This window comes from Leptospira noumeaensis (assembly GCF_004770765.1).
Classification (GTDB): domain Bacteria; phylum Spirochaetota; class Leptospiria; order Leptospirales; family Leptospiraceae; genus Leptospira_A; species Leptospira_A noumeaensis.
Genome location: NZ_RQFK01000014.1, coordinates 86925 through 106911, shown reverse-complemented (window position 1 = coordinate 106911; position 19987 = coordinate 86925). Strand labels below are relative to the sequence as shown.

18 protein-coding genes are annotated in these 19987 nt (G+C 38.3%); 6 read left to right on the top strand and 12 right to left on the bottom strand.

The genetic code is table 11. The features are described 5' to 3' along the window. Nucleotides 1-82: 82 nt before the first annotated feature. From EHQ24_RS06510 to EHQ24_RS06490, 5 genes are all read right to left on the bottom strand, one after another. On the bottom strand, nucleotides 83-889 hold the full coding sequence (locus tag EHQ24_RS06510) for a DUF4349 domain-containing protein (RefSeq protein ID WP_135600867.1): 807 nt from the start codon (nucleotides 887-889) through the stop codon (nucleotides 83-85). Nucleotides 890-938: 49 nt separating this feature from the next. Then, nucleotides 939-2687, bottom strand: coding sequence for an N-acyl-D-amino-acid deacylase family protein (locus tag EHQ24_RS06505; protein WP_135600866.1), 1749 nt, complete (start codon nucleotides 2685-2687; stop codon nucleotides 939-941). A 105-nt stretch (nucleotides 2688-2792) separates the two neighbouring features. Beyond that, nucleotides 2793-3977: a 2-isopropylmalate synthase LeuA2 gene (leuA2, locus tag EHQ24_RS06500; protein WP_135600865.1), complete on the bottom strand. Its 1185-nt coding sequence runs from the start codon at nucleotides 3975-3977 to the stop codon at nucleotides 2793-2795. A gap of 192 nt (nucleotides 3978-4169) precedes the next feature. Further along, on the bottom strand, nucleotides 4170-5603 hold the full coding sequence (locus tag EHQ24_RS06495) for a sodium:solute symporter (protein WP_135600864.1): 1434 nt from the start codon (nucleotides 5601-5603) through the stop codon (nucleotides 4170-4172). An 8-nt stretch (nucleotides 5604-5611) separates the two neighbouring features. Continuing rightward, on the bottom strand, nucleotides 5612-6211 hold the full coding sequence (locus EHQ24_RS06490) for a CBS domain-containing protein (protein WP_135600863.1): 600 nt from the start codon (nucleotides 6209-6211) through the stop codon (nucleotides 5612-5614). 121 nt (nucleotides 6212-6332) lie between these two features. On the opposite strand from EHQ24_RS06490, the gene EHQ24_RS06485 reads away from it, so the two are divergent. Genes EHQ24_RS06485 through EHQ24_RS06470 form a run of 4 tightly spaced genes read left to right on the top strand, consistent with a single transcriptional unit; the run spans nucleotide 6333 to nucleotide 11480 of the window. Next, nucleotides 6333-8234 carry an AMP-dependent synthetase/ligase gene (locus EHQ24_RS06485; protein ID WP_135600862.1) on the top strand — a complete coding sequence of 634 codons (1902 nt, stop codon included), beginning with the start codon at nucleotides 6333-6335 and terminating at the stop codon, nucleotides 8232-8234. After that, the gene (locus EHQ24_RS06480; protein ID WP_135600861.1) at nucleotides 8231-9805 is read left to right on the top strand and encodes an acyl-CoA dehydrogenase family protein; all 1575 of its coding nucleotides are present in this window, start codon (nucleotides 8231-8233) and stop codon (nucleotides 9803-9805) included. The genes EHQ24_RS06485 and EHQ24_RS06480 overlap by 4 nt, the downstream gene beginning before the upstream one ends. 3 nt (nucleotides 9806-9808) lie before the next feature. Then, the gene (locus EHQ24_RS06475; RefSeq protein ID WP_135600860.1) at nucleotides 9809-11074 is read left to right on the top strand and encodes a sensor histidine kinase; all 1266 of its coding nucleotides are present in this window, start codon (nucleotides 9809-9811) and stop codon (nucleotides 11072-11074) included. Beyond that, nucleotides 11058-11480: a MaoC family dehydratase gene (locus tag EHQ24_RS06470; protein ID WP_135600859.1), complete on the top strand. Its 423-nt coding sequence runs from the start codon at nucleotides 11058-11060 to the stop codon at nucleotides 11478-11480. Before EHQ24_RS06475 ends, EHQ24_RS06470 begins: the two co-directional genes overlap by 17 nt. On the opposite strand, the gene EHQ24_RS06465 is transcribed toward EHQ24_RS06470, so the two are convergent. Together EHQ24_RS06465 and EHQ24_RS06460 are read right to left on the bottom strand one after the other, a co-directional pair. After that, nucleotides 11464-11829 (bottom strand): DUF1292 domain-containing protein, encoded by a 366-nt coding sequence (locus EHQ24_RS06465; RefSeq protein ID WP_135600858.1) that lies wholly within the window; start codon nucleotides 11827-11829, stop codon nucleotides 11464-11466. The genes EHQ24_RS06470 and EHQ24_RS06465 overlap by 17 nt on opposite strands. Then, nucleotides 11829-12122: an HNH endonuclease gene (locus EHQ24_RS06460; protein WP_135600857.1), complete on the bottom strand. Its 294-nt coding sequence runs from the start codon at nucleotides 12120-12122 to the stop codon at nucleotides 11829-11831. The genes EHQ24_RS06465 and EHQ24_RS06460 overlap by 1 nt, the downstream gene beginning before the upstream one ends. A gap of 49 nt (nucleotides 12123-12171) precedes the next feature. Between EHQ24_RS06460 and EHQ24_RS06455 the strand changes: the two genes are divergently transcribed. After that, nucleotides 12172-13287 carry an acyltransferase family protein gene (locus EHQ24_RS06455; protein ID WP_135600856.1) on the top strand — a complete coding sequence of 372 codons (1116 nt, stop codon included), beginning with the start codon at nucleotides 12172-12174 and terminating at the stop codon, nucleotides 13285-13287. A gap of 2 nt (nucleotides 13288-13289) precedes the next feature. Here EHQ24_RS06455 and EHQ24_RS06450 read toward each other — a convergent pair whose 3' ends face one another. Beyond that, nucleotides 13290-14666 carry a flavin monoamine oxidase family protein gene (locus tag EHQ24_RS06450; protein ID WP_135600855.1) on the bottom strand — a complete coding sequence of 459 codons (1377 nt, stop codon included), beginning with the start codon at nucleotides 14664-14666 and terminating at the stop codon, nucleotides 13290-13292. A gap of 104 nt (nucleotides 14667-14770) precedes the next feature. On the opposite strand from EHQ24_RS06450, the gene EHQ24_RS06445 reads away from it, so the two are divergent. After that, nucleotides 14771-16885 carry a 7TM diverse intracellular signaling domain-containing protein gene (locus EHQ24_RS06445; protein WP_135600854.1) on the top strand — a complete coding sequence of 705 codons (2115 nt, stop codon included), beginning with the start codon at nucleotides 14771-14773 and terminating at the stop codon, nucleotides 16883-16885. Here EHQ24_RS06445 and EHQ24_RS06440 read toward each other — a convergent pair. The 4 genes from EHQ24_RS06440 to EHQ24_RS06425 are packed head-to-tail and all read right to left on the bottom strand — an operon-like array spanning nucleotide 16882 to nucleotide 19984. Further along, entirely contained in the window at nucleotides 16882-17808 is a 927-nt protein-coding gene (locus EHQ24_RS06440) for a 50S ribosomal protein L11 methyltransferase (protein WP_135600853.1), read from the bottom strand. The genes EHQ24_RS06445 and EHQ24_RS06440 overlap by 4 nt on opposite strands. 2 nt (nucleotides 17809-17810) lie before the next feature. Continuing rightward, nucleotides 17811-18434 (bottom strand): helix-turn-helix domain-containing protein, encoded by a 624-nt coding sequence (locus tag EHQ24_RS06435; protein WP_135600852.1) that lies wholly within the window; start codon nucleotides 18432-18434, stop codon nucleotides 17811-17813. Between the two features lie 39 nt (nucleotides 18435-18473). Continuing rightward, a complete protein-coding gene (gene rsmI / locus EHQ24_RS06430) occupies nucleotides 18474-19160 on the bottom strand; it encodes a 16S rRNA (cytidine(1402)-2'-O)-methyltransferase (protein ID WP_135600851.1) in 687 nt (228 codons plus the stop codon). Beyond that, nucleotides 19157-19984: an HAD family hydrolase gene (locus EHQ24_RS06425; protein WP_135600850.1), complete on the bottom strand. Its 828-nt coding sequence runs from the start codon at nucleotides 19982-19984 to the stop codon at nucleotides 19157-19159. Before EHQ24_RS06425 ends, rsmI begins: the two co-directional genes overlap by 4 nt. Nucleotides 19985-19987: the final 3 nt, after the last annotated feature.

Genomic DNA, 19987 nt, shown 5'->3' with positions numbered 1-19987 from the left:
TGAGATACGTTCTGTTCGTTACCATTAGCTTAATTTAATAGAAGTTAGGTTAAATTAAGCTAGGTTCAATTTGATTGGATTTTTATTCAGGGATTTCTGTTTTTTCCTTAGGAATTTCTTGGACAAAAAGCCAAAGAACTCCATCTTTCACTTTTCCAAGACCTACATAGAGATAATAAAAAGGTAACCCTAGCGGACCAGGTTTGTATTCTTTTTGTACGGTAGGTTCCCATTTTTGGCGAACTTGTACATGCACTGAAGAGAGTTGGATTGCATTCGAAAGATATTTTAATCTTCCTTCAAATCTCTCGATGGATTCGGATACTTTGTTCAATTCCGCTTCCACTTTCAAAGTTTCTTCCAGTGTTTTCGCCGTTTTTAATATTTCTAAAAGTCGGATCCGCATTTTGAGAGCATTCTCCATACGGATTTCTGTATCAGTAAAATCTTCTGTTACATCTTGAGCAGAAACTTCCTCTGAATAATTTTGTGATTGGTTTCGTAAGGTAAATAAAAACTGTTTTAGTTTTTCTGCAGGAATTTTTAAGTTCACACTTCCATTCGAACTGTATTGGAGTGCATAACCTCCGAATGACTCGGCAAGTTTGATTACTTCTGTGACTTTGGATTCAATTTCTTTGGATTGTAAATTGACATTCACAGAATACACCATCATTCGTTTAATTGGTTTTGATGTATTTTGTGAAATCTCCGCCGAAGGAGTTGCCTTAGGCGCCGCAGCCACCGATGGAGCAAAACGTTCTGCTTCATCGTATGAAAAATCTTTCTGACTTTCTCTTTTCATTCCTTTGGCAGAGGAACACTGGGTAAAACTAAAGGTTAGCCCCAGGAAAACGAGAGATGTTATGAATTTTTTAGAAATTTCCATGTCGGATACTTAGACGAATTTCGCACTCGTATCCGACTGGAAATATTTTTTATCTGCCGATGGTGGAGGCGAGAAAACTACCGTATCCTTTTTCCTTTCCGAGGTTTGGAACTGGTTTTCCTTGGTCGACAGCAAGTTTTCCATTGATAAAAACTTTTTTTACTGTTTCATCGTTACGGCGAACCCAACGTTTGAAGTCTTCCATAAATGGCATGGGTGCTTCTACATCTTTCGCAAGTGAGTCGTCTAGTTTTGTTGGATCGATAAGAACGAGGTCTGCTCTTTTTCCTTCTTTGATATAACCCGCATCGATTCCAAACCAATCTCCAATTTCTCCTGTTAGTCGGTGGACAGCTCTTTCCATACTCATAAAAGGTTTATTTTCTAGTTCCGCATCTCTGACAAGTTTTAACATCCGAAGGGGAAAGTTATAATGTGCCATCCCACGTAAGTGAGCACCAGCATCGGAAAAACCAATAAGAATGTCTGGATAAGAGACTATCTTTTGTAACGGTTCTTTTCTATGATTGGCCATCACTGTGTACCAACGCACTTTGTTTCCATGTTCCGATACAAGATCTAAAAACGCAGTTACAGAATGTACACCTTTTTCTTTGGCAACATCATCAATTGATTTTCCAATTAACGATTTGTCTGGAGCATCCACAATTTTTGTTTCTTTGAAGTTTCTATGAAATACACGCGGCAAAAACCAATTTGTCCATTGGCGTTTGAACCAAGAGCGGTAATTTGGGTCTTTCATCAGTTGTTTTCTTTCCAACTCATCTTCGATATGATTGGCTTTGGCACCGGCAGCAAATTCTTCAAACACAACCACATCCATTCCATCGGCATACAAATCGAATGGTTCAGGAAGGGCTTGGAATTTAAAATCAGATCGAAAGATTGTATTTGTGATGCGACCAATGATATTAAGAAGTTTGTACAAACCCGGATCAAACTTAACATCCATTAAAGAGATAACTGTGGTTTTTAGAGGTTTACGAAAAATACCAAAGGCTTCTTTGAGAAACATCAAAACATTAATTTTGGTAGAAACGTTTGGAACCCCTTGAAAGATTTTTCCTCTTTTTCTTAAGGTTTTGTTTAGATATTCATATTCGCTCCATTTTGCATAAGTGGAAGGAAGAGGTCTTGATCTAAATCTTGATCCATCCATTTTATCCCATACTAAAGTATTGATAGATAAACCCATAAAACCAGCATCTAGTGCTTCTTCTAGATGTTGGTTCATTTTTTCTAACTCTTGTTTTGTGGGATTTTCTCCCTTCGTTAAGGAACGTTCAAGTCCCATCACATGAGCGCGGATGGCAGAGTGACCTGCAAACGATGTGACATTGGGGCCAAGTGGCATATTGTTTAAATGGTTTTTATATTCAGTAGCGGAGTTCCAATTTTTTTTACTCTCTAAAATGGATAACACATTCTTTCTGGGAATGGCTTCCACTCGGCTGAACATATCAGCAAGATCTGTCGGATCTCCTACAGCTAAACTAAGAGAACAACTTCCAAGGGAAATGGTTGTGACTCCATGACGAACCGACTCAGAAAGATCTGGTGCCATTTCAATCTCTGCATCATAATGAGTATGAAAATCTATAAATCCAGGTGTGAGCCAAAGTCCTTTGGCATCAACTACGGTTTCTCCAGAATTAGGATTCAATTCTGTTTTAGAAATCGTTTGAACCATTCCGTCTTTGATTCGCACATCACCTACAAAAGATGAATTAGTGCTTCCATCAAAAATTCTCGCCTGTTTGATGAGAGTCTCTGCCATAATACCTCCGGAAAAACCAAACAAAATTATGGCAGATTGACAAAGATTTGTCAATGATTCGCGAGAAATAACTCTAGAGATTCTCTGGACGAAACTCCCTCTTGTTCAGAGGGAAACCGTCAAATTGCTCGCTAAATCCACTAACTCCGCTTCGGTGATTTCTCTGTTGTTTTCTTTGGATGAGATTGTTTTGGCTATTTCAAACAAACGGTGGATTTCTTCTGCGGGAACTTTGATTCCTCGTTTTTCTAACAAAAATTGGATGGCTCTATGACCTGATTGGTTAGTAAAAGAAATGGTTTCTGAATCATTTCTTCCCACAAATTCAGGAGAAAAAGTTCGGTAAGCACCTTTGGTTTGTTTGATTGTCTTCGCAACTCCATCTTGGTGGATTCCCGATCTATGTGAAAAAATATCTTCCCCAATGATCGGAGTTTTTTCACCAATGGGAATCCCTGTCATCTCTGCAATTCGTTTGGCTGTTGGATAAATTCTATCGAAATTGATTCCTAAGGTTTCGCCATTTTGGTGTAATGCGATGACAGTTTCATACAAGTTTGTATTTCCCGCCCTTTCCCCTAAACCATTAAGAGCCACTTCAATTTGTTCCGCACCAACATACACACATTCTACGGACGTAGCCGTCGCCATTCCCAAATCATTATGAGTGTGAACTGAGACCTTGGCCCGTTCTCCAATAAAATCTTTCATCTCTTTCACCATATTGACAAAAACCATGGGGCGGTATCTTTCTACTGTGTTCGGTAAGTTAATGATGTTTGCACCCGCTTGGATTGCTGCAAGGAATGCTTCCTTTGTGAACGCAAAGTTTTCAATGGCATCACCAAAATGTTCTCCAGAAAATTGAATCTCCACATCCGGTCCTACAATGGATCTTGCAAACGAAACGGAATTATGAATTTTTCTAATAACTTCTTGTTCGGATATTTTCAAAACATGACGGATCGAAAAATCACTTACAGGAAATACAATGTGCATTCTCGGTCTGTTAGCAAATTGGATGGCCTCCCAAGTTTTACTGATTTCTGTTTCATTGGCACGAGAAAGTCCGGCAATGGGCATACCAGCAGGTGCTCGTTTTGCTAAGGTTTTACTTGCCTCAAACTCTGTTTCATTGGAAGAAGGGAATCCCACTTCGATCCCATCGACATTCAATGCAACAAGCAAATCGAAGACTTCGATTTTTTCCTCTAATGTCCAAGGTTTTCGTAATGCTTGGTTTCCGTCCCTTAAGGTAACGTCTTGGATTTTGATTTGTTTTGGTTTCATGGTTCCTCCGAATCCGCAGCCACTAACGCCGGGAGGAGCAAACATAAAAAAAGCCCGCTTCCCGGATGGGAGTGGGCTTTGTCACACAGCACTGTCTCCCTCGATCTATACTAGTTCGAGGAGGAGGAGCAACTGGATGTTAGCAGACAATTTCATTCTTAAGTTTTAGACGAACTAATAGGAGTCATTCTGTCAATTTTTTTTATAGAAGAATCGAGAAATTTGAACAAGAAAAATCAAAGTTCCAAAACCGATGGGGATGAGGAGGGTAAAGGAAATTTTGAATCCCACTCCAATGGCCACAGTGGTTAAGATACTTGTGAGAAAAAATCCCGAAAAAACTCCACCGGAAACAGGCAGGTCTCTTTTTATTTTCGCTAAAAAGAACACAGCAATGGAAGGCCCCAGTGTATAAGAGAAGATGGTGAGACCCATTTCTAATAATCCCTTTTCCCAAGTTTGAATGAGAAAGTAGGGGATGAGGCTAGAAACAAATAATGTGACTCCAAAAAATAAGGATAGGGATTTGGGAGAAAACCATTTGTCCATTCCCCAATCACGTGCCCAGGTAAGAGAAAGGGAGTTGATGGTGGAACTGAGAGTCGACATGGCACTGGCAAGGATGGCCGCGACAAGGATTCCGAGAAGTGGGGACGGAACTTCATTCACAATGAATTGGCTAAAGACTTTGTCAGGAGTGATGGATTGGCCTTGGTAAAAAAGATAAAGTAGAGATCCAATCAATAGAAAAAGAATGAATTGTAGAATCACAACAATCCCACTTCCAATTAGAATCTTTTGACCAGAGAGTAAATTTTTGGTAGCAATGACTCTTTGTACGAGCATAAGGTCTGTCCCGTGAGAACCAATAGAAATAAAAGCTCCACCTATCAGAGCAAAGACGAAAAAATAACTATTATCACCACTGGCTAGGTAATCCCATACAAATAAATTCCACTTCCCTAAAGTTTGGAGTTTAGACATTCCTTCTTGGAGCGGAATTTCTAATTTGTAAACAAGAAGTCCCAAAGCAAAAATCCCACCTAAGATATAAATAAACCATTGGAGTACATCTGTAAAAACGATGGCTCGAAATCCTCCCACTACTGAATAAATGATGGTGACAATGCTGAGTGTGGTGAGGGCAATCATTCCTAAAACTTCGGGCGAAAGTTTAAGTCCCATCCTTTCCAATAGAAAAGCAATTGGTAAGGAACTAATGTACAACCTAATTCCATCACCGAGCAAACGAGAGATGGTAAAAACGAAAGACATGGTTTTTTGAGGAGATTTTCCTAATCGGTTTCCTATATATTCATAAACTGAAATGGTATTTCCTGAAAAATAAGATGGCAACAAATACAAAGCAACAATTGTTCTTCCAATCAAATATCCAAAGGCAATTTCTAAGAACCGGTAATCACCTTTGAAAGATAATGAAGGTATACTTAAAAAAGTTAAACTGGAAGTTTCCGTTGCCACAAGAGACAACAAAAGAAAAATCCAATGGATTTCTTTTTTAGCTAAGTAAAAGTCTTCTTCTTTTTCTGTGTTTTTCGCAAAATGAAATCCAAAGTAAAAAACGATCATAAAATAAAAGATAAGAACAAATAAATCCCAGATCATAAATTTCCTTAAACAATGATGTTCAAATTTGGATACTTAAGTAACAAACGGAGTAAGTCCGATCTTGTGACGATACCAATAGGATGATTATCGTCATCTACGACAGGAATACATCCAATTCTTTCTTCCAAAAGAACTTTCGTCACTCCTCGAATTTCTGAATTCATAGATCCAACTAATACTCGTTTGGTCATGATATCGGAAACAGGCCAGTCCCTTTCATAGGATTTACTTTTTTCTAAAATGTCTCTGTCGGATACAAATCCTACGAGGGTTCCGTGAGTATCCGTGATGGGGAGATGGCGGATCCGTTTTTCTAACATAAAATCCAGACATCGGGCTATGGTTTCGGTGGAGGGAAGGGTGTGAGTTGGAGCCGACATGATTTCGCGGAGAAAGTAGACGGTTTTCTCTGTAGGCCCAGCCGATTCCTGATAAACATCTCTGGGGGAACGGTGTAAAAAAGACGAGGATTGCGGGTTTTGGGATTCGGTCTCTTCAGCCGAAATGGGGGAACTTTTGCTCCCGGGATGGATTTTATGCACCCGGTCTGAGGGAATGGGTGGGGCTGTCGGTAAAATCCGCCCGTCGTGAATCCAAAAGAACATAATTATGCCCTACCTATCTGAAAAGTTTGTCAAAAATAAGAAAAAACTTGCAAAAAACGAACAGTGGTTTTTTATACACCCTACATTTCCGTAAAAGTTTCTTACGAAAAGGCAAAAACCAATGACCCAAAACTACGAAAACCTCTACCAAGCCCTAGCTCATGTTGCAGAAACTCTGCCAAATAAAGTTTCCTTTCGGAAACGAAACTCTGCCAGCGAATTTCCTGGGATCAGTTTTGGAGATTTGAAGCAGTTTGTCGACCACTTGACTCTTGGTTTCATCGATCTCGGCGTAGAGGTGGGAGACCGGATTGGATTTTTCTGCGATGCCACTGTCAACTGGCTACGAACTGATATGGCCATTTTGGTCTCTGGTGCCGTGGTGGTGCCCCGTGGAACTGACATTGTTCGAGAAGAGATTCTCTATATTTTAAACCACTCAGAAGCCAAATACCTCGTGGTGCAAAAACCAAAGGATAAAAAACGGATCGATGACCTAATTGGTGAACTTCCTCATCTAAAACAAATTTTTATTTTGGAAACAGACCAAGGAAATTTGTATGAAGGTGAAAATTCCATTTTGGCACTGGCTACCAAAGGAAAAGAAAAATGGAGTCAGATCGGCAAACAAACGTTAGAATCAAGAATCAAACAAACAGATCCGGATTCTCTCGCCACATTGATTTATACTTCAGGAACTACTGGAAATCCGAAAGGAGTGATGTTGTCCCAAAAAGGTTGGATCACTGCGATTCAAAATACAATTTCACGATTGGATATGAATTCCAATGACAATGCAGTGAGTTTACTTCCTCCATGGCATGCTTTTGAAAGAGCCATTGAATATGCAGGGATTTTTCTTGGATTGGATTTTTTAGTTTCTAACATGTCATCACTCAAAGATGATTTAAGAGATTTTAGACCTACTATATTTCCTTCTGTTCCCAGGATTTGGGAATCTGTGTACAATGGAATCATTGCGAAAGTTGCCAAAGAAGGTGGGTTCAAAGAAAAATTATTCCATTTCTTTTTGAAACTAGGTTCCACTTGGGCTCATTATTATGCGATGTGTTTTGGTTTTGAATTTGAAATCAAAAAACCAAATATATTGGTTTCACTGATCAAAAGAACCTATGCACTTTTTATTTTGTTACTTTTGTCTCCATTAAAACTCATTAGTGTTAAAATCTTTTCTGCGATACATAAAGCTCTTGGTGGTCGAATCCGAATTTGTATTTCTGCAGGTTCTGCACTACCCAGTGTTGTGGATGGATTTTTATCTGCCATTGGACTCAAAGTTCTAGAAGGATATGGAATGACTGAAACTTCTGCTGTTGTTTCCATTCGTTCCAATACCAAACCCACCAAAGGAACAGTTGGTATTCCCATTGCTGGATATCAAATTCGATTGAAAGATGATACAGGTAAGATTGTAACCGAAGTTGGTGCCAAAGGAACACTCTGGATCAAATCCAAACAAATTCTAAAAGGTTACTATAAACGACCTGAACTCAACCAAGTTGTATTTGATTCCGAAGGATTTTTTGATACGGGAGATCTGATGATGATTTCTCATAGAGGTGAACTAGTGTTTGCCGGTCGATCCAAAGATACCATTGCACTGATAGGTGGAGAAAACGTAGAACCAATCCCAATCGAAGACAAACTTTTAACTTCACCTTTCATCGACCAAGTGATGGTTGTGGGTCATGATAAAAAAACTCTCGGCGCACTCATTGTGCCAAACTTCGAAGCAGTAGAATCCAAAATCCCAGGAATTTCCAAGGAAAAAGCTGGAGAATGGAATTCAAATCCAAAAGTTCGGGAATTGTACCGAGCTGAGATTTCACGAATTATATCTAGAGAAAACGGATTCAAAGGATTCGAAACAGTGCCAGCTAACAATTTTTATGTGGTACCTCGTCCCTTTGATCCCGACGTCGAAATGACAAGAACTTTGAAAATGAAGCGAAATGTCATTTCGGATGTATTTTCAAAACAAATTGAAGGAATTTACCAATGATACACCCGAAACTGAATCCCTATCTAAATGAGGAGGAAAGAAGTTTTTACAATACTGTATTTCAATTTTCGGAAGACAAAGTGTTTCCGTCTGCGGAAGAACGTGATGAAAAAGAAATTTGGTCAGACGAATTGTGGAAAGAGTTTAGTAAGGCAGGCCTCACTGGGCTTACCATCCCTTCCGAATATGGCGGTGAAGGAGCCAGTTGTTTACAATGTTCTATTGCCACTGATGCATTCGCATCTGGTTCGTTAGATGGTGGAATGGGGCTCTCTTGGGTTGCCCATTTAGTCATAGGAACCATACCGATTGTTTTCCAAGGCACAAAGGAACAAAAATCTAAATACCTTCCGAAACTTTCTACTGGGGAATGGATGGCTGGTTTTGCACTGACAGAACCAGCTTCTGGATCGGATGCAGCTTCTCTATTGACAAAAGCAGAAGAAGTAGAAGGTGGTTGGAAATTAAACGGTACAAAGATGTACATCACCAATGGCCCCGTAGGACAAGTGTTTGTTGTCATGGCTAGGACTTCTGAAAAAGGAAGAGGGCCAATGGGTATTTCTGCCTTTATCGTAGAAAATAATACTCCTGGGTTTAAAGTAAGTAAGGTTCTAAAAAAATTAGGGCATCATACTTCTATGACCGCCGAACTAGTGTTCGAAGATATGGTGATCCCCAAAGAAAATTTACTTGGGCCAATCAATACTGGGTTTATGCGAATTGGAAAAGAAACCCTAGAATGGGAAAGAACCGTTTTTGTAGCGGGTCTTGCCGGTGCTATGGAATTTTGTTTTCGTAAAGGGCTTCGTTATGCGAATGAAAGAGTTCAATTTGGAAAACCGATTTCTAACTTTTATGGAATGCGTGATATTTTAGTTCGTAACTGGGTTTACATCCAAGCAGCAAGAAGGCTGATTTATTGGGTTGCAGAAAGAAAAGATCGAGGCATTGCTTCGCCTTTAGAAAGCAGTTTGGGAAAACTCATCTCTTCTGAAATTGCAGAAGATGTGGCAAAGGATTCTGTCCAACTTTTTGGTGGGTATGGGTACATGAAAGAATACTCTGTGGAACGATTTTATAGAGATGTAAAATTAGGCACCATTGGAGGGGGAACTAGCGAAATCCAACGTTCTATTATTTCTTCCTTATATCCTGGAAAAGAAAAGTTTCAAAAGGAATTTTCGAAAATTACCAATGAATCTGGACTTTCTGATCAGATCCAAAACGTACTGTTTGATATCATTGTAACAATGGACGGCGAACCAAACAGAAAAAAACAGCAGTCAGTTGAATTTGCTTTTGCTGACGTTTTATCTGTTTTTGTGATCCTTTCTTTGTCAGAAATTGACACCCATAAATCTACAGAATACTATTCTTCGGATGAAAAATTGATGGATCGAAAGTTACTTTCGTATTATCTTGTGGGGAAATATCTCATGTCTTTCACTCGACTTTCAAACTATGTTCCTTCGCAATTAGAAACGTTGTGGAAGTATTATTCTCAGTTGGGGAAAACCATTGAGGAATCAGTACATTTGCGTTTCGGGTCTCTGCAGGATCTCTTATAGTCAATGAAAGCAGCTGGCCGAATTGCATTTTTTTATTTGTTATTCGGCTACATCTGGATTTACTTTTCAGACTATGCGATTTCTCTAATCTTCGCCTCCACCGAAGACATTCGTGAGTTCCAAAGTCTGAAAGGTTGGGGATTTGTCACTCTCTCTGCTGCGATTATCTTTGTCCTCCTCGTTCGTGAATTACGCAGACAAAAAAGGGTACTCTTTGAGAAAATAGAATCCGACCAACTTTTCCAAGTGATTTTAGAAAGGATTGAAGATGCTGTCATCGTTTTCAATTTAGATACTTGGAAAATTGATTTTCTGAGTGAACAAGTATCCAGACTTTTTGACATTCCTACAAAAGAAATCCTCACCCACCCGCAACTACTGATGGAAAGAGTCCATGAACTCGACAGAGACCGGATGACTAATATCTGGATGAACCAACTAAAAGAGAATCATACCGGTCTTTTGTATCGCATTCGAAAGTTAGATGGTCATATTAACTGGGCGTTAGAACATCGACTTTTTATACCAAGTAATGAAGGTAGTGCCAATAAAGCGGTAGCTGTCATTACCGATATGACGAGTTATATGGAAAACCAATCCAAACTCGAACGGTCACTGAAAGAAAACGAAACCTTACTCACAGAAGTCCACCACCGAGTAAAAAATAATTTAGCGGTTATTATTTCTTTTTTACAGCTACAAGTTTATTCCTCTCCAAGAGAAACTGCTGATATTTTGGAACAAAGTATTGTTCGGATCAAAGCCATTGCTCTTGTTCACGAAAAATTATACAGTAGTAAAAACTTATCTGGACTTAGTTCTGTGGATTATATCACAAGTCTTGTTGAAAATATTAAACTCATGTATATGAGAACAGATATTAGCATCGAACTAGATATCCAAAAATTGGAATTTAATATTGTGGATGCGATTCCTATGGGACTTATGATCACGGAGATGTTGACCAATAGTTTTCGACATGCATTTGTCGGTGGCAAACCAGATGCTTTGATCAAAATTGATTTTATTGTCACGGATAATTTCAATTATGAATTAAAATACAGAGATAACGGAGTGGGATTTCCTCCAGGGTTAAATTTTAGAAAAGCGGAATCCATTGGGCTCTCCGTTATTTTTTCATTATGTAGTCAGATGAATGGCCGCGAGGTAGAATGTTCTTTTAATCCAAACGAAGGTGTATTTTACCACTTTGCCTTTTCGCCTAAAAAAGTAATTATCAAGGAAAATTCAAATGTACCAAAAGGGTAAAAGTTTTTTAGAAATCCAAATAGGAGATTCTGCATCCTTTAGCAAAACCATTACGGAAACAGATGTGTATTTATTTGCAGGGATCAGTGGAGATTTTAATCCACTTCATGTCGATGAAGAGTATGCAAAAACAACAAACTTTGGAACAAGGATTGCTCATGGAGGTCTTGCTGCTTCTTTACTGGCACCAGTTCTTGGGATGAAACTACCTGGACTTGGAACAGTTGCTTTAGAAACCACAACTAAGTTTCGTAAACCAGTATATTTTGGAGATACAATCACATGTTCTGTGGAAGTTGTGGAAAAAGTAGAAAGATTGAAAGCTGTGAAAATGAAAATTGTTTGGACCAATCAAAAATCAGAAGTGGTGAGTAAAGGGGAAACTCTTGTCATTCCTCCCGGTTGAGAAATTGTCCAACAATCCCAATTTCATCTTCCACATATTCACGAATTTCTTCTAATTCGTCGTCATCCAGAATTTCTTCTAAAATTTCCTCTCCGGATTCATCTTGTCCAATTCGCATAACAATGTATCCGGGGACATCGGAATCAGGATCATCAATTTCAACATTGACAAATTGAAATTCCGCTTCTGTGGAAGGAAGGAAAACAAGATAATCATTTCCCATTTGTGAAAAGGAATAAAACACTTCCCACTGGTAGTTGTTTCCCTTCTCATCTACAAGATCAATTTCTTCTGTGACTCTGGATGGAAGAAAGTCATCTCCTTGAAATCCTAAATCCTTCATGTCCATTAGGAAAAGAACTCCTTCTCAAAAGGTAAGCTGTGTTTTTTTTTGAAATTACATTCTTTACAAGCAGGAACTAAATTAGCTTTCACTGATTTTCCTCCTCGTATGATTGGAATTAGGTGGTCCATCGTAAGTTCATCTACTTTAAATTTTTTTCCGCAGTAATGACAAATCCCAGAAGAACGTTTGTTCTTCCACCAGGCACTGGCTTTTAACTCTTTTGCTTTTCTTCTTTCTCGAGCAATTTCTTCATCACTCACATCGGAGAAAAATGAATCCGAGGGACTTTCCGTCATAGTTTAAAAAAATCTGTTTTTTTCTCTTCGTCAAGGAAAAGTTGTAAGAATGGGAAGATTGGTTTACCTAGATAATTTACGATCCTTTGCACTCTTACTTGGAATTGTGTTCCATGCAGCCATTGTGTATTCTTCGGATATCAAATATGCCATTCAGGATACAAACAGGAGTGATGTTCTATCCTACTTTTGTTATTGGATCCACAGTTATCGGATGCCTATGTTTTATATGATTTCCGGTTTTTTTTCCGCTATGGTCTGGGAAAAAAAAGGATCTTTGTTTTATTTGGAAGCAAGATTCAAAAGAGTTTTGGTACCTACGATTTTTGGACTGATTTTTTTAGCACCCATTCAATATTATCTCACAGAAAAAATAAAAACAAAAGAGTTAGAACTTCTTCCTTTTTTGGAATATTTTTTTACCAAGGATCATTTCCAACATTCCCATATTTGGTTTTTAGTTGATTTGTTTTGTTTTAGCATTCTTTATAGTTTGATTCCTAAATCCTTTTTTACTCTTAAGATCTGGGATAAAATTCAAAGTGGACTTCCTAGATATTTATTTCTTCTATCTATCTGTTTTCTTTTTGTATTTTTCTCACATTCACAAATTTCAAAAGGAGAATCCTATTACGGGATTTTTAAACTCACCTTTGTATTCCAGTTTTCATTTTTTCTAACAGGAATATTCACTTATCATTGGAAAACCATATTAATCCAAAAAAATAACCATTCCAATACCAAAACATTGGCGATTTTTGTTTGGGCTATCGTTGTGTATTTGTTATTTAAAGATATGGAAATTGAAGATCCGCTTTGGATCTATTTTCAATATGTGAATGTTTGGATTAGGGGATTTCATATTTTTTTATGGGTTTTGTCTCCCTTCCTGTGGACTAGTTTTCTTGTATCAGTATTGCAAACATTCGGAAACAAAGAAGGTAAATTAGGATCTTATTTGATTGAGGCAAGTCTCCCCATTTACTTAGTCCACCATCCCATCTCTCTCCTGTATGCATTTTGGATACGGAATTTGGATTGGAGTTTGTGGACTAAATTTTCACTGCATATAATGGTGGTGTTAGGTGGCAGTTTTTTTCTATATGAATTTTTAATCCGAAAGATAAAACCATTAAGGTTTCTCTTCGGATTAAAAAACACATAAGTTTATGTTCTACTGACGGCTTGGATGGCAGAGGCAACGGCAGAATCCATACTTCCCGTATGGAATGCCAAATGTTCTCCTGCAAAAAAGACTCTTTCGAAAGGTTCGGCCCAAATATCTTTGATTCCAAAACTACCCGGTGGAAACAAAGAAACAAATCCCGCTCTTCCCGTTGATTTTTGGAAACTATGAAAGATAAAAGGTGAATCGAGGATAAGTTCCAAATCGTTTACTTCTTCTAAGGAAGAGGTCATTAGATTTTTTTTCTGACGATCACTACCTTTTTCGAATAAAGAAGCTCTATCTCCTGTGCTTATGGAAGTAACAGCAGTTACGTTGTTTCCAATGGCAGATTCTGATACATATAAGGTTTCTGCGGCCGTGTTGGTGGATAAAAATAACTTCGACAAGGAATCTTTGGATTTGACCAAACTTAAGTTTTTGGATATTTTTCCCGTTTGCATCCGAAGGGCAGAGTAAATCAAATCCTTTGGTAAACCCGGTGTCCATTTGATATCCAGAACCGCAGCAGAAGGGAGAGAACAAACTACCAAACTTCCCTTTACGGAACGTCCAGATGACAGTTCTACGGTAACTTGGTTTTTTTGTTGAGAAACCTTTGTGACTGTTTCTCCTAAAATGAATTCTTGGTTTCGTAAAGAATTAGATAGTTCTTTTATGATTCGTTCAGCTCCACCACGCACTTGAAATTTTGGTTTCAAAGCTGATTGGAAAGCCGAAAGGTCATCTAACACAGATTCGCTTGAAATTTGATTTAAATCGGCACCTAAGATGACTCGGTATAATTCGTTCATAGAACGAATTTCTTCTTCAGTTAATCCTTGGTAGCGGGCATAGGATGAAAAATTGATTTTGTCCAATCCTTGTTTTTGTGTGTTTCCCAGAGACTTATGGAGTTCGATGACCTTGTCCAAGGTTTCCAGAGAAGAAGATGAGATTTTTAATGAATCAGAATTCGATTTTTGAAGTGAAAATCTGTCTGTAATATTAGAAGGAATTAAATCCAAACCCAGTTGTTTGATCAAACTTTTGATGTCCGATTGTCCTTCTCCAATCCACTCTCCACCTAAATCTTGTAAGATTCCAAGTTCTGCATTTTCATAGGTGGCAATCCGCCCACCTAATTTTTCTCCCCTTTCAATGATGGTGACATCATACCCTGTTTGTTTTAACAGATAGGCAGAGTAGAGTCCCGAGAGGCCACCACCGAGAACGACAGCTTTTTTTCCACCGCTAGACTTGGGTTTGGTTTCGGCAGTCGTAACTGTTGTGGTTTGTCCGAATGTTTTTTTGGGAAGGATCAATCCTGCCCCGAAGGTAACAGCGCTCAGCTTTTGTAAGAAACTTTTTCGATTCATAGAACTTTCCCCTATTTTGACAAAGGAAACAAAAAAGGCTAGAAAAATTAGAAAAATACAATCTAGTAACTTTGTCTTTTTAAGCGAATTGGGAGATCTATACTTTGTTTTTCCGCCATTTGAAAATTTATTTTGTTAGCCTCGTTGTATTTTTCCCGGGAATTTTGTTTTCGGAATCCGCCATTGTACTTTCGCCCCAACTTTCGGGAAAACTGATTTGGCAAGAAGTTCTGGTTTTAGAAGACAAAGACCTCTCTCTGTCAGAAACAAGTATCATCAATGGATCAAACGATTCCCGATTTCAAAAAATCACCTCACCCAATTTGGGTTTTTCTCGGTCGACATTTTGGGTTCGGGTGCAAGTTCAAAATCCCACAGAGGAACTCATCCGTTGGAATTTAGTATTTGATTTTCCTCTCTTAGATGAAATTCAGATTTTTGGAAACAACCTTCCCAAAACACTTGTGAGAACCTTAGGTGATATCCATCCATTTTCAAAAAGAAATTTGGACTATAGAAATCCTGTATATCCATTAGAATCGGCACCGGGTTCTAGTTCCATATATTATTTACGAATCCAATCCGAATCTACAATTCCACTAACACTTAGTATATGGACAGAACGAGAGTTTTATGACCAATTGAACAAAGAACAAATGATCTTTGGATTGTTTTATGGGATTTTGTTTGTGATGGTTGCTTATAACTTTTTTATCTATATCTTCACTTATGAAAAAAGTTATCTTTATTATCTATTTTTTATTAGTTCCATTTTCTTTTTCCATTTGATTAACAACGGGTTTGCCTTTCAGTATCTTTGGCCGGATTGGATTTTTTGGGGAAACTATTCCCTTCCTTTTTTTATTTGTTTCTCTTGTATCACTGGAATCTTTTTTACGGACAACTATCTCAATTTAAAAAAACACTTACCAAAAATTTCAAAAATCATGTGGGTGTGGACAGGGATTTTATTTCTCTTTTCAGGACTTTTGTTTTTTCTTCATTACCGTATTGCGATGGTGACTGCCATTTTTCTAACGGTTCCGACGGCTCTCATTATGGTTTTTAGTGGTGCCTCTACTTATTTATCCAATGTCAGGGCGGCTCGGTATTTTTTGATCTCTTGGTCTTTTTTTCTATTGGGTGTTCTTTTGTATTCATTGAAGAGTTTGGGTATTTTACCAGACAACCAAATCACACGTTGGACCATCCAAATAGGAACTGCCTTACAAACAATTTTGTTGTCACTTGGTCTTGCTGATAGAATTAACTTTCTTACAAGAAGTCTCAGAGACAATCTAAGAGAACTTTCGCATGCAAAATTGAAAATTGAAGAATCCGAAAAACGGTTCCGAGAAATTTTCCAAGGATCTGATGAAGTGATTCTTATGATGAACGAAAATTTTGAAGTCATCAATGCGAACAGGGCACTATCAAAACATATGGGTTTTCGATTGGATGATTTACGTGGGAAAAAAATCACAGACTTACTCTATATGGGTAGGGATCAAAAATCAGATTATAATGTGATGTATGTTAATGACAAACTTACTGATTTAAAAATGACAGGTTCCATTATTAATTTCAAAACAGAGTTTGGTCAAAAATATGTAAAAGAACCAAAAGAGATGTATTGCCGATTGCAGTACATCGACTTTGATGAAACAAGAGAAGTTCTTGTTACTATGTCTTCTCAATATGAAGACACCATCATCCAACTCATTGAATCAGAAAAAATTGAACTTTCCATGAATAATTACTTACGTAATGCGGAACTTGTCTCTCAAAAGATCACTTCTCAACTTGCAAAATACTTAAATACAATTGAGCAAACGGAAGTTAGATCTTCTGTTCGTGAAATTATAATCAATGCAGTGGAACATGGAAATTTAAATATTAGTTTTGATGAAAAGTCGAAGGCCCTCATCGATGGAAATTATTTAGAGTTTTTACAAAAAAGACAAGAAGATCCGCGTTATAGCCAAAAACGAGTCAAAATCGAATATTCATTTACCAAAGAATACGTAGCCTATCGAATCACAGATGAAGGTCGTGGTTTTGATCATAAAAAACATATGGAAAAATCAATAGAAGCAATGAACGAAGCCCATGTGCAACATGGACGTGGAATTCTAATGACAAAGTCTGTTTTTGATCGTATCGAATACAACGATAGGGGAAACCAGGTAAGTTTAATTAAATATTTAAATAAAGATTAGTTACGAACCCAGTCGAGAACCCACCATTCATTCCATTCTTTGGAGTAGAGGAGTTTGCCTGGTAAATGGCTTTGTAATAAACCTAAGAACTGATCTTTTTTTTCAGTGATGATTCCAGAAAAAATGATTCTTGGTGCGTCAATTTTTGCCAGATGACGAATGTTTTGTGATAATACGGCATAGGTAATATTGGCAATCGCTAAATCATATTTGAAATTCGATAACTTGGGATTATCGATTCCGGATTCTTCCACACTAAATTGAAATCCCTTTGGGTATTCGTTCTCCGTCCAATTGGACCAAGCTGCTTTCACCGCATTGGGATCAATGTCCAAAGCAAAAATTTTGGATACTCCGAATTTAGCAAGGCCAATGGATAAAATTCCTGAACCCGTTCCCACATCACAAGCGGATAAAAATTGGAACTCACCCTTAGTATAAAGTTCATCTAAATACTCTAATATAAGTTTGGTGGTTTCGTGGTGTCCTGTTCCGAATGCAACACCTGGATTGATGAAGAGGGGAATCCCACCGTTTGGTTTCCAAAGTTTGATGGTATCCGGTTCATTTTTTTCCCAAGTTGGGATCACCCAAAGTTTGGTTCCAATCGGAAATGGTTTATAATATTCTTTGTAAGCTTCTTCGTAGTCTCGAGTTTCAATGTTTCGAGATTCTGAATTCGAATTATTTGGAGCATGGATTTTTAAAAAGATAAGAACCTTTAGTTCTTTGTCTATTTCATCGGTTTGAAGATAAATTCGAATGTTGGTATTGTCTCGGATTAGGCCCTGGTCTTTTTCTTTGGGAGCTTCTCCATCAAATAAAATTTCGTAATAACCAGCACATTGTAATGTATCCAACAGTTCGTAAAAACTGTCAGATAATTCTTTGGGTAAATTGACTTTGAGTTCTCTGTATTCCAATCTTAACCTATTTCGTCCGTGTAATCCATAACAAGATACATTAAAGTTTCTTGGTCTGTGGGATTGGAATACTCATGCGAAACATCAGCTTTAAAAAACACAGAATCTTTTTGGTCAAGTTCTACAACTTTTTCACCAACGCGTAACCGTAGTTTGCCGGAAACAACAACCAAGTTTTCAGTGGTTCCTGTTTTATGTGGTTCTGCAACTTCATGTCCACCTGGTTTTAAAATCAGTTCATAAAATTCTGTTTTACGATTTCCAAGGAAGGGAAACAGTGCGCGACTTGCAAAAACTTTGGAATTGGAATACAATACTTTTGAGTTTTCTGCTTTGAGGATATGAATTCCGTCTTGGTTCTTTTCTTTAAGGAGTTCGGAAAAAGGAACGTTGAGTCCGTTTGCAATTTTCCATAACACAGAAATTGTGGGTACCGATTTTCCTTGTTCGATCTGCGATAACATCGCGCGGCTCACACCACATCGGTTTGCGAGTTTGTCCAAAGAAAAACCTTTTGTATGGCGGATGAGTTTCAGATTTTCTTTGACGACATCTGTTATATAATCGCCTGATTCTGAAATCAATTGGTCTATTCCGTCACTCGGTTGCTCTACTTTACTTACCATTGTCCAAGCGTCCAATATAACAGAGGTACTGTCAAGAAACTATCGTTTCGACCTTTCTTTTTTCTCTTCAATCACAAAGACCGGGGGGAGTTTTAGGCCTTGTGGAAATTTTTTATGAATTTCTTTGGCCGAACCTCGGTAGCTGGTTTCGCTCGCCATGGAAATCCCAAGGGCAAGAAAAATCTGACGGTCGCCTGGGAGAATTTTTGACAAGGTTTCTAAGCAGTGTTTGGCTCGGTAGGCGGTTTCATAAAAGGCAATGGTGATCCCAAGACCCAAGTATTGTTTGAGAGTCCTTTCTCTTTCCTTTTCTTCTCGTGGCAAAAATCCCAAAAATAGAAAGGGGGAGGTGGCAAATCCGGAACTTGTGAGGGCTGCGACGAGGGCTGTTGGACCTGGAGCCGAACGAACTTCCACACCCATTTCCCATGCCAGAGGGACAAGCCATTTGCCTGGATCTTCGAGGCCTGGACTTCCTGAATCAGAAATGAGGCAGGTTCTTTTTGTAGTCGCCAGTTTCATCCCAATTTCATCCATCTCTTTACGAGAAGTGTGTTCGTTGAGTAGATCAAATGGTTTTGCGATTCCTAACTTTTTCAGTATCGTTGAGGTCGTTCTTTGTTCCTCACCAATGATCCAGTCGGCTTCTTCTAATAAGGTTTTGGTGCGAGGAGGGATGTCGGCGTCATTCCCAATGGAATTAGATACTAAATAGAGTCGGTTCATGTGAATACTGGTGGAAAGGTAAAATAAGGTTGGACATAAATTCCCTTTTCGGAACAAGCTTTGGCAAATTCAGGATTGTCACGGTTGATGCCCACTGCCATTTGTTTGGCCCGGCAAAGCATAGGATAGTCATTAAAAGAATCTCCAAAAGCTAAGTCTGGATACACACCAATCCTTTCTTCTATGGCTTTGACTTTTCCATCCCCATAGGTATAAGGTTCAATCAGTTTGTGTGAGTATTTTCCATCTTCACCTAACTCTTGTCTCATCCCGATCACTTTGGATTCTTCTACAGGAAAAAAATGGGAAACTGCAGCAATTCCAGGTTCTGGGGAAGCAGTCACAATATAAACAGTCCAATGGTGGTAATTTAAATAACCAATGAGGTCTTTCATTTCCACTTGTGGAAATACACCCGAATCACTGTTAGGAATGTTGACTCTTTCCCAAGTGCGTCTAGACACTTCATAGTATTCGTTTTGGTTCATTCCTTGGAAGATAAAACTAGTCCAACGGTATCCCGTTTCGATTCCGTATTCTTTAAGTTGGTAGCTGTATTCTTCCCAAATTAATCTTTCTTTTTCGGTAGTTTCTAACTTGGTATGATCCTTCCATGTTTCTTTATCACGAAAAAAATCAGATAGATCTTTTTGTACGTAGATAAGTCCATCATGAAGGAGTTCTTCCATGATTTTTTCACCAAAGTCGTTACGGATGAGTGTGTTGTCGAAATCAAAACAGGCAAGGCCTGGAGCTTTTGGTATGATGGTTGTCAGACGGTCGAAAATTTCGTCCGTCCAACTATTCTTTGTCAGGTTCGTCACTAA